Source organism: Micromonospora lutea (genome assembly GCF_016863535.1).
GTDB classification, from domain to species: domain Bacteria; phylum Actinomycetota; class Actinomycetes; order Mycobacteriales; family Micromonosporaceae; genus Micromonospora; species Micromonospora lutea.
The window spans coordinates 1-8992 of the sequence record NZ_BOPB01000020.1 but is presented as its reverse complement, the minus strand read 5'-3'; the positions used below and the strand labels follow the sequence as shown (position 1 = coordinate 8992).

9 protein-coding genes are annotated in these 8992 nt (G+C 70.5%); 5 read left to right on the top strand and 4 right to left on the bottom strand.

Translation table 11 applies throughout. The features are described from left to right. Positions 1 to 168 precede the first annotated feature (168 nt). The 3 genes from Vlu01_RS17785 (at position 169) to Vlu01_RS17775 (ending at position 3023) form a co-directional block, all read left to right on the top strand. Positions 169 to 633, top strand: a complete 465-nt coding sequence (locus Vlu01_RS17785; protein WP_204000812.1) for an enediyne antibiotic chromoprotein — start codon at positions 169 to 171, stop codon at positions 631 to 633. 534 nt (positions 634 to 1167) lie between these two features. After that, positions 1168 to 2037 carry an alpha/beta fold hydrolase gene (locus tag Vlu01_RS17780; protein WP_204000810.1) on the top strand — a complete coding sequence of 290 codons (870 nt, stop codon included), beginning with the start codon at positions 1168 to 1170 and terminating at the stop codon, positions 2035 to 2037. A gap of 224 nt (positions 2038 to 2261) precedes the next feature. Next, positions 2262 to 3023, top strand: coding sequence for a hypothetical protein (locus Vlu01_RS17775; RefSeq protein WP_204000809.1), 762 nt, complete (start codon positions 2262 to 2264; stop codon positions 3021 to 3023). A gap of 101 nt (positions 3024 to 3124) precedes the next feature. On the opposite strand, the gene Vlu01_RS17770 is transcribed toward Vlu01_RS17775, so the two are convergent. Then, positions 3125 to 3556: a DUF6069 family protein gene (locus Vlu01_RS17770; protein WP_204000807.1), complete on the bottom strand. Its 432-nt coding sequence runs from the start codon at positions 3554 to 3556 to the stop codon at positions 3125 to 3127. 257 nt (positions 3557 to 3813) lie between these two features. Beyond that, complete coding sequence (locus Vlu01_RS17765) at positions 3814 to 4338, bottom strand: NUDIX hydrolase (RefSeq protein WP_204000805.1); 525 nt, start codon at positions 4336 to 4338, stop codon at positions 3814 to 3816. Between the two features lie 427 nt (positions 4339 to 4765). On the opposite strand from Vlu01_RS17765, the gene Vlu01_RS17760 reads away from it, so the two are divergent. Continuing rightward, positions 4766 to 5977: a cytochrome P450 gene (locus Vlu01_RS17760; protein WP_204000803.1), complete on the top strand. Its 1212-nt coding sequence runs from the start codon at positions 4766 to 4768 to the stop codon at positions 5975 to 5977. Positions 5978 to 6136: 159 nt separating this feature from the next. Here Vlu01_RS17760 and Vlu01_RS17755 read toward each other — a convergent pair whose 3' ends face one another. Then, the gene (locus Vlu01_RS17755) at positions 6137 to 7273 is read right to left on the bottom strand and encodes a glycoside hydrolase family 113 protein (protein WP_239095965.1); all 1137 of its coding nucleotides are present in this window, start codon (positions 7271 to 7273) and stop codon (positions 6137 to 6139) included. Positions 7274 to 7437: 164 nt separating this feature from the next. On the opposite strand from Vlu01_RS17755, the gene Vlu01_RS17750 reads away from it, so the two are divergent. After that, entirely contained in the window at positions 7438 to 8190 is a 753-nt protein-coding gene (locus tag Vlu01_RS17750; protein WP_204000801.1) for an SDR family NAD(P)-dependent oxidoreductase, read from the top strand. A gap of 148 nt (positions 8191 to 8338) precedes the next feature. On the opposite strand, the gene Vlu01_RS17745 is transcribed toward Vlu01_RS17750, so the two are convergent. Beyond that, the gene (locus Vlu01_RS17745) at positions 8339 to 8830 is read right to left on the bottom strand and encodes a DUF1579 family protein (RefSeq protein WP_239095964.1); all 492 of its coding nucleotides are present in this window, start codon (positions 8828 to 8830) and stop codon (positions 8339 to 8341) included. Between the last annotated feature and the right edge of the window lie 162 nt (positions 8831 to 8992).

Sequence of the window (8992 nt, the reverse complement as noted above, 5' to 3'; positions counted from 1 at the left end):
CAGCGCCGTCGTCATAACTGTCAGAGCGCTCTGGATGTGGCTCGACGGACGACAATGCATCACGACACGGGTGCCCGCCTTCCGTCGTGTCACGTCACCCCGCTCCCTCGGGAGAGGAAACGACCGGTCCCCGCAGAAGTGTGCCTCGTCCAGGAAATGGAGCGTCACGTGTTTGTCAGGAACTGGAAACGCACCCTGTCCGCCCTCGGCGTCGGTGCGGTGTTGGCCCTCGGGCTGACCCTCACCGGATCGGCGCCGGCCGCCAGCGCCCCGACCAAGCCCGGCGAGGCCCCCGCCGCCGCCACGGTCACCGTCACCCCGGCGACGGGCCTCGCCGACGGCCAGGTGGTCACCGTCGATGCCGCCGGGCTGCGGCCGAGCACCATCTTCCACATCGGTCAGTGCGCCATCGTCGGCGCGGAGATGCCGTGCAACGGTGCCGAGACCATCAGCGTCAGCACGACCGCCAGCGGCACGCTCTCCGTCAAGTTGGCGGTACGCCTCGTCTACCGGGGCACCCTCGGCCCGGACGGCACCCCGTGGGGTGTCGTGCACTGCGGCAGGACGCCGTGCGGCATCGGCATGTTCAACAACCTCGGTGAGGGCGCGGGCGCCGCGATCTCGTTCCGATAGATCCACGAAACGGGCTGTTCCGGGACGCATCCCGATGCGTCCCGGAACAGTCTTTCCGCGTTCCTGCACACCATGAAGCGGACGCTCCGGGAAACGATTGTCTGTCGCACTTTCGAGCTCGTTCCGAGCGGTAACACACAATGTTGTCGACGGTTATCCGGCGTAGGTGGTCCCCCATTTCCGGAGGCGTCCCGGCGGCGGCGCTCTGCCCGCGCCACCACCGGCACCGCGGCGGCGCCCACCGTCCGACTCGTCCGCCCGCCGGTCCGGCCCGGCAGTGCCCGGCCGCATGCAGGAAGGTGCCGGCCCAACCCGCGCGCTCCTACCGTCGACCCACGACTCGTCACGCGTGCGCCGACGCCGCCCGCCAGGTCCCGCGGCCGACCGCACGGACCACCCCGATGCCGGCGTCACCGCCTCCTCCGACCACGGACGACCATGCCCGCCTCGCCGCCGTCCGGTCCGGGCGCAGCGGCCCGCCGGCATCAACGGGACCCGGTGCCGGCGCTCCACCGTCCGATCCAGGAGGTCCACATGAGTTCAGTGCGACACGGCGCCCTCGAGGTGCCCGGCGCCCGGCTGTACTTCGAGGTCCGTGGCGACGGCCCGCCGCTGCTCTGCGTCCCCACCGGCAACGGCGACGCCACGCCGTTCGGGCCGCTGGCGGACACCCTGGCGACACGGCACACCGTGATCACCTATGACCGGCGGGGCTTCTCCCGGAGCCCGGTCTTCGAGGCGGTGGTGGACCACCGACGGGTCGAGGTCGACGCCCGGGACGCCAGGCACCTGCTCGACCACGTCGTCGACGGGCCGGCGGACGTCTTCGGCACCTGCTCCGGCGGGATCGTGGCACTGGCACTGCTCCAGGCACATCCGCACCGCCTGCGCACCGTGGTCGTCCACGAGCCACCACTGGCCTCGGTCCTGCCCGACGCCGAGCACTGGTTGGCGTTCTACGACAACCTGTATCTGACCTACCGCGAGCGCGGCATCGAGGCCGCCCGTGAGATGTTCCGCGCGCACGTGGGTCTGGCGGGCGAGACGCGGCCACCCAGGGACGCCCAGCTCCCGCCAGATGCGCTCGCGCAGCTACAGGCCCGACTCCGCCGCAACCAGGTGTTCTGGTTCGAACACGAGACCCGCACCTTCCCCGCGTACCGCCCCGATCCGGTGCTGCTGCGCCGGTACGCGGCGCAGTTGGTGCTGGCCGGCGGCAGCACCTCACGGGAGCAGTACGCCTACCGTCCGAACCAGGCTCTGGCCCGGCTGCTCGGGCTCACGATGGTCGACTTTCCCGGCGGGCACGTCGGACACGTCACCCACCCGTACGAGTTCGCCGACCGGCTCGTCGACGTCCTGCACCCACGCCGCGAGCCGGCTCCGTTGACCGGGCAAGCGTAGCGGCAGACATGCATCTTTCGTTCATTACCGATTGCCGAACATAACGATGCCCGCACGAATAGATGCGGCGACCGCAAATCGCTGCGCACTACGGGAGGCGGTACGGCTCCACCGTTCCGACATACTGATTTCACGAGGCGAAAAGAAAGGGGAGGGCGACCCCCGCCTCAGTGGCCGCGGAACATTTCCGTGATCACGTACCACCATTCGACATGGAGAACAACATGCGTAAGAAGCGAACCGTCGTCACCCTCGCCGCGGTGGCACTGGCCGCCCTGACCACGCTGTTCCTCGCGGGGAACGGGGCGGCCACGGCCGGCTCCCAGGAGGCCGCGGCGGCCCCCACCAAGTTCAGCAACGACGATCTCCGGCAGATGCTGGTGCCGGAGAGCGAGCAGCGCAAGACCGCGTCGTCCGTACAGCCCTCCATCACCATCGCGGAAGCGCTCGCGACGGGGCAGTTCGGCACCGGTCCCGGTATCGCCTCCGAGCCGAGGGCGTGCCTGGAGATGACCACCGCGCTGGGCGACCTGAGCGGTGTCGAGGGCTACATGCAGTCCGGCGAGCGGTCGCAGGCCGCCGCGCCGGAAAGCCTGCAGCGGTACTTCATGACCGCGGTCTTCCAGCTCCCGGGCGGTGCCAGCACGGCGATCGACAAGGTGGCCAAGGTGCTGCGGACCTGCAGCGCCGGCACCATCCGACTGGACACCGGCAGCGGTGAGTCGCTGCGGGGCAGCATTTCCTACGCGGAGCACCGGGCGCCGGCGGTCGACGGTGCCCGTACCTTCGCCTCGACCCTCACGACCATCCTCCCTTGGAACGACCCGTCGTCGACGGACAATTCGGTGCAGACGCTCCAGGAGTGCGAGGCCCAGCTCACCCTGGCCGCCAGCGGTGACCTGCTGATCTGGTCCGTCGAGCCGACCGAGCAGCTGGCTGCCAACTCGGTCCGTACCGTCCACGAGCGGGCTCTGGCCCTGCGCTGATCCACCCGTCGCCCTCCCAGGTCGTGCCTGCGCCGTCCGGCGCAGGCACGACCGTCGTGGGTGGAGCGACACGACCGTTCCCGTGCTGTGGGCGACGGGCGTCAGTGGCGGACGCTACGCGCCATCGCCGTGATGAGCACTCCGCCGACGGCAAGGTGCATCAACGCGAGTACGGCCGTCGCCGCACCGCTCTCCGCCGCGAACGGCCCGGCGAGGGAGAGCACCGTGAAGAGCACGGCCACGATCATCCAGATGCGCAGACCGTGTCGGGTGACCTTCTCCAGCAGTGCGAGCAGCGCCCAGCCGAGCAGCGAGATGATCAGCGCCGCGACGGTCACCGTGCCCACGCCGATCTCCATCGGCGGTTCTCCCTCCGCCACCGTGGCCGCCAGGTCCACCCCGGCCAGCGGTACCGCCACCACCCAGATGAGCACAGCGGCCAGCACGGCCGCCAAAACGCCGATCGCGCGCTGACGCCAGCGCGGACCGTGACCTTCCGAATTTGCGATGGCCGGTGATACAGCAGAATCCATGACCCATCCTCAGATCGTCTGAATGGCTTCGTGACACGGGCACCCGGCATATCCACGAAAGGCTCGAGTGTCCTGATCGTACCGTCGGCGGACCACCACGGAGAGGCCCGAACGCCTCATTTGTGGACGCGTCCGCGGGTTTCTTTTTGTTGTCTCCCTCGCGGTGCGCCGTACCGCAGGGTCGGCGCGGTGCGCGATTCGGTCGAAAGGGTTCAGTCGATACCCAATGCCCGACCTGCCGGCTCGACGCGTCGCCGTCAGCCGAACGTGAGCAGGTGCAGCAGCGCGGCCAGAGTGGTCGCCTCAACGACGTCACCGACGGCGATAAGTCTTCGCACCTCTGGCCGAGGCACCCAGACCACCCGGTCGGCCTCCCAGAAGTCCACCGGTGGGCCGAGGTAGCTCGCCCCCTCGGCCCGGAACACGTGATGCTGCACGGTCAACAGGCCGGCCATCGGTTGCAGGCGCACCAACGGTCGCAGTCTTCCGTCCGGCCGCCACCCGGTCTCCTCCGCCGTCTCCCGCCTGGCCGCCGCGACGGGCTCCTCCCCCGGCTCGACGGCGCCGCCCGGGATCTCCCAGCCCCAGGTGTTCGTGATGAACCGGTGCCGCCACAGCAACAGGATCCGGTCACGGTCCACCACGACGGTGAACGCGGCGTCCGGCCGGTGGATGACCCGGTGGTCGAGATGGACGCCGTTCGGCAGCACGACGTCCGCACGTTGCAGGTGCAACCACCGGTCACGGTAGATCGTCCGCTCCGACTCGACGTACCAACGCATCTCCACCCCTTCTCGACGGCACCGCCAAGGCCAACCCCGGCCCCGCGCGTCGGTGGGCGGACCCACCGCCCCACCCGCCTCCCAGCGTCGTGGTGATCTCAACCCGGTGACATCTTCCAGCCTGCGCTGGCCGGCCACGCCACCGTCACGGTGCCGCACGCGGCGAGAAGACACCCAGGGCCCTCCCGGGCAGGCTGAATGGGCACAAACGCCGGTGGTACCGACGAGGAACGGCCCGACGGCCGGGCGGTGGCGGGTCACCGAGCCGCGCCAGGGGACGCCACCACGCACATCACGGGCGCCGCCCGGCGGTCCGCCCGGTACCGGGCGACCACGACGGCGGACCGGTCGGCGGACCGGTCGGCGGGTCGCGGCCACCCGTCGGACGCACCGCGGCGGCCGGTGACATTGACCAGGAGGAGAACGCATGTCGACCCCAACGACGACACCCGCCGAGCCGCCGAGCTTCCCGATCGGCCGGCAGTGCCCGTACCGGCCATCGGCCGACTACGCGGCGATCCGGGCCGAGGGGCCGCTGTCCCGGGTACGGCTCTATGACGGACGGGAGGCGTGGCTGGTGACCGGGCACACGGAGGCCCGGGTTCTGCTCGCCGACCGCCGGTTGTCGATCAACGCGCGCACCGACGGCTTCCCCGCGCTCAGCGCCGAGATGGCGGAGCTGGCGAACACCGGCTACACCGACGTCCTGATCGGCGTCGATCCGCCGGAGCACACCCGGCAACGCGCCATGCTGATCCCGAGCTTCTCGGTCCGCCGGATGAACGCGCTGCGCCCGGCCATCCAGGACATCGTCGACCAGCGTATCGACGCCATGCTGGCGGCCGGGGCGCCGGCGGACCTGGTCGCCGAGTTCGCGCTACCGGTGCCGTCCATGGCGGTCTGCGTCCTGCTCGGTGTGCCGTACGAGGACCGGGTGGCCTTCGCCGGACCGGCCCGGGAGCTGTTCGACGCCGACCCGGACCGGGCCGCCGCAGCGATGGCAGCGCTGACCGACTACTTCGGCCGACTGATCTCCGCGAAGGAAGACGAGCCGGGCACCGGGCTGCTCGACGACCTCATCGCCGACCAGGTACGCGAGGGGCGGTTGAGCCGCGACGAGCTGATCCTCTACGCGATGCTCATGCTGATCGCCGGGCAGGACACCACCGCCAACGTGATCTCCCTGGGGAGCCTGGCCCTGCTGGAGCACCCCGACCAGTTCGCCAAGCTCCGGGCCGACCCGGAGTTGGTGACCGGCGCGGTGGAGGAGATCATGCGGTACGTCTCGCTGGTGGAGGCGATCTCCCGGGTGGCGCTGGAGGACATCGAGATCGCCGGGTATCGCATCAGGGCCGGTGAGGGCGTGTTGATCGGCGCCGCCGCCGCGAACTTCACCACCGCACTGGTGTCCACCCCGGAGGAGTTCGACGTGACCCGGGCGCCACGCCACCATCTCGGCTTCGGGTTCGGCATCCACCAGTGCATCGGGCAGAACCTGGCCCGGATCGAGCTGGAGCTGACCTTCCGCACGCTCACCCAGCGGCTGCCCGGACTGCGGCTCGCCATACCGCCCCAGGAGATCCGCAGCAACACCACCGGTCCGATGGAGCGGCTGACCGCCCTCCCGGTGACCTGGTAACCGCCGAGCGAGCCGGGGGCGCACCGCCGACATCCGGCGGTGCGTCCCTCATGGACGCCGCCACGTGAGCGCCGACCCGCCTCGTGGCGGCGTTCCGGTGTAGCCGACGCGGCGCTCTGGTGGCCCGCCCACCCGTCGTCGGCGGACGGCAGCCCGGGCTCAGCCGGGCCGGTCGGTAGGCGGCATCGCCCCACCGAGCGAGGCGTACCGCGCGGCGAGGGCATGGAAGGACTGCTTGGGCTCCCACCGGTAGGCAGACGCCGGGTCGTGGTGGTCCTCCCGGACCGTCCGCACCAGAGCCATGCTCGCCACGTCGAGATCAAGCCGAGGGTCAGCGGAGTACGGATGGGTCGGATGAATGAACTCGCTGACCGCCACGCCGTGCACCCCGGCCCGAATGAACACGTCCAGCATCCGCTGGTGGAAGGCCGCCTGAGCGGGCTCGTCGCGTCGCACGTCGGGGCGGACGGTCGGCAGGGCCGCGCCGCGGTCGACCACGTCAAAGGAGAGGAAGGCCATCTCGGCGGCGCGGGCGTGCGTCGCGGTGCCGAACTCCGCGATCATCACCGGTTTGCCCCACCGGTGGTACCGGGCTATCTCCGCGACCCGGTCCTCGTCGCGGGCCGGGTAGCCGAGCGTGTAGAAGTGCATCAGCCGGATCACGTCGAAGAGCCGCCAGTCGACGTCCTCGAACGGCGCCGCCGCGTACCCGACCTCACCGGAGAAGATCGATCGCACGGCATTCACTGCCCGGTCGAGGAGTTGGTTGAGCCGCTCGTTGCCGTCCACCAGGTCGACCGGGTCGGTCGGCCTCAGCAGCCGGTGGTCGGCATCGGCGAAGATGTTGGCCATCCGCTCGTGGTAGCGCCCACCGGGCACCAGTCCCGGAGTGAAGACGGAGTGCACACAGCCAGTGGAGAAGCTGATGGCCGCCCCGTCCCGACGCAGCCGCTCGGCGACCCGGGCGGCTTCGGCGAGGTGGTCGACGATATCCGACTGCGACCGGTCGACGAGCCGCGGTTGCAGCCAGACGTGCATCCCGGTCTCGGCCGCCGTACGCGCGGTGTCGGCGAGCCGCCCGAGGTCGCTGCCGTAGACCGTCACGGAGTTGCAGTGCAGCCGCCGCCGGATCGCGCCGATCTCGTCGACCATCCGGCCGGTGCTCCAGAGCACCCGGGACAGCTCACCCTGCCCGGTGGCGAAGTTGGTGCCGGTGTCGTAGGCGACCCCCACCGAGCGCAGGCCATTCCGCTCGGCGGCAGCGTGTGGGATGTCGGGCTGCGGACTGCCGGTCATCGCGATCTCCCTGGTGACGTGGTGTGGTGTGACGTGCCCGGGCTCGACCCTCCCAACCGGCGCGCCACCGATGCACCTCCGGACGTGCGACCACCGGGGATGCGTCGCCGGCCGAGCGCACGGACGGAGATGCCCGGGCCATCCGCCACTGCCACGCTGGGCGCATGGCGGAGTTTGACGGCAGGACGGTCCTCATCACCGGCGGCGGCAGCGGCATCGGCCTGGCCACCGCGCGTGCGTTGCTGAACGCGGGGGCTCAGGTGGTGATCGCTGGTCGAGACGCCGACCGGCTGCGGGGCGCGGTCGAGACGCTCGACGCGGCCGGCCGCGTCGTCGCGGTCCCCACCGACGTGGCGCGGGAATCCGACCTCGACCGCCTGATAACGGTGGTACGCGACCGGTTCGGCCGCCTGCACGGGGTCTTCGCCAACGCCGGAATCGCCCGGTTCAACCCCTGCGCCGCGGTGACCGGCGGGGAGTACGCCGATCTGCTCGACACCAACGTCCGGGGGGTTTTCCAGACGATCCAGAAGTCGTTGCCGTTGTTGGCCGACGGCGCGGCGATCGTGGTCAACGGGAGCTGGCTGGTGCACCGGGGCATCGCGACCACCCCGCTGTACGCGGCCGGCAAGGCCGCGGTGGTGAATCTCGCACGCTCCCTCGCCGCCGATCTCGGTGCCCGGGGCACCAGGGTGAACGCGGTAAGCCCGGGCTACGTCGTGACCGACATGTTCCTCGGCATCGCCGAGACGGAAGAGGCCCGCGAGGGCGCCCGCCGCCAGGTGCCGTTGGGGCGGCTGGGCCGCCCGGCCGAGGTGGCGGAGGCCGTGGTCTTCCTGCTGTCCGACCGTTCGTCCTACATCACCGGGCAGGAGTTGCTGGTGGACGGTGGCCTGATCACCTCGGTGCCGAACTGATACCTGGTGGCCTGCGGGAGCAGGGTCACCTGTGCCGGCCGGATCGGCGTACCAGGCGTGGTGGATCCGGTATCCCACGCCGGGGCGGGCACCGTGCGTCTGCTCAGGGTGTGATCGAACGCGCGGTGCCCGCCCGGTCCGTCTCCGGTCAGGAGAGCCGGGTCAGGGTGGCGTGCATGAACGTGACCCAGGTGCCGTCGGGCGTCGGGAAGTCGCAGTCGTAGCGGATCGTCCGGTCGTCACTGGCCTGGCGCACGTACTTCGCCGGACCGACCAGGACGAGCCGGTCGTCCTCGAAGTCGCCGATGTAGCGGCTCTGCTCCTCGTTGAAGGGCCCGAAGCTGCTGAAGTAGTGCGTACGGTACTTCCGGGTCTCGGGGTCGAAGTCGAAGAACTCGTAGCCGACGTCCGGGATCCGGCCTGCGGCTCCCATGTCGATCACGCAGTCCCAGCGGTGGACGAGGAAGTAGCCGCCCGACAGCCACTCGAAGGTCTCGGTGCCGGAGAGTTCCGCCGGCGGACCCATCGGGCCGACCTCGGTCTTGCCGCTGAGCTTCCAGGTGCCGACGAGGAAGTCGAGACGGCGCAGCTCGGGGGCGGGTTGCGGCGGGATGGGCGTCTGCTGGGCACTGTCGGACACGGGTCGCTCCTCCAACATTTCCGCGGACCGGGCTCCTGGTGTGACATCACGTCGAACAACGCTCGCGCCACACCTGTTGTGACGCCTCCGACGCGGGCAACTCATCGGTACGGTCGACGGACTTTCCGGCGACCAGCCGGTCCGGTACGACGGCCGGGCGTG

Coding starts and splice junctions, on each gene's coding strand:
- Vlu01_RS17780 (WP_204000810.1), top strand. CDS start 1,168: ATGAGTTCAGTGCGACACGGCGCCCTCGAGGTGCCCGGCGCCCGGCTG.
- Vlu01_RS17775 (WP_204000809.1), top strand. CDS start 2,262: ATGCGTAAGAAGCGAACCGTCGTCACCCTCGCCGCGGTGGCACTGGCC.
- Vlu01_RS17770 (WP_204000807.1), bottom strand. CDS start 3,556: ATGGATTCTGCTGTATCACCGGCCATCGCAAATTCGGAAGGTCACGGT.
- Vlu01_RS17765 (WP_204000805.1), bottom strand. CDS start 4,338: ATGCGTTGGTACGTCGAGTCGGAGCGGACGATCTACCGTGACCGGTGG.
- Vlu01_RS17760 (WP_204000803.1), top strand. CDS start 4,766: ATGTCGACCCCAACGACGACACCCGCCGAGCCGCCGAGCTTCCCGATC.
- Vlu01_RS17755 (WP_239095965.1), bottom strand. CDS start 7,273: ATGACCGGCAGTCCGCAGCCCGACATCCCACACGCTGCCGCCGAGCGG.
- Vlu01_RS17750 (WP_204000801.1), top strand. CDS start 7,438: ATGGCGGAGTTTGACGGCAGGACGGTCCTCATCACCGGCGGCGGCAGC.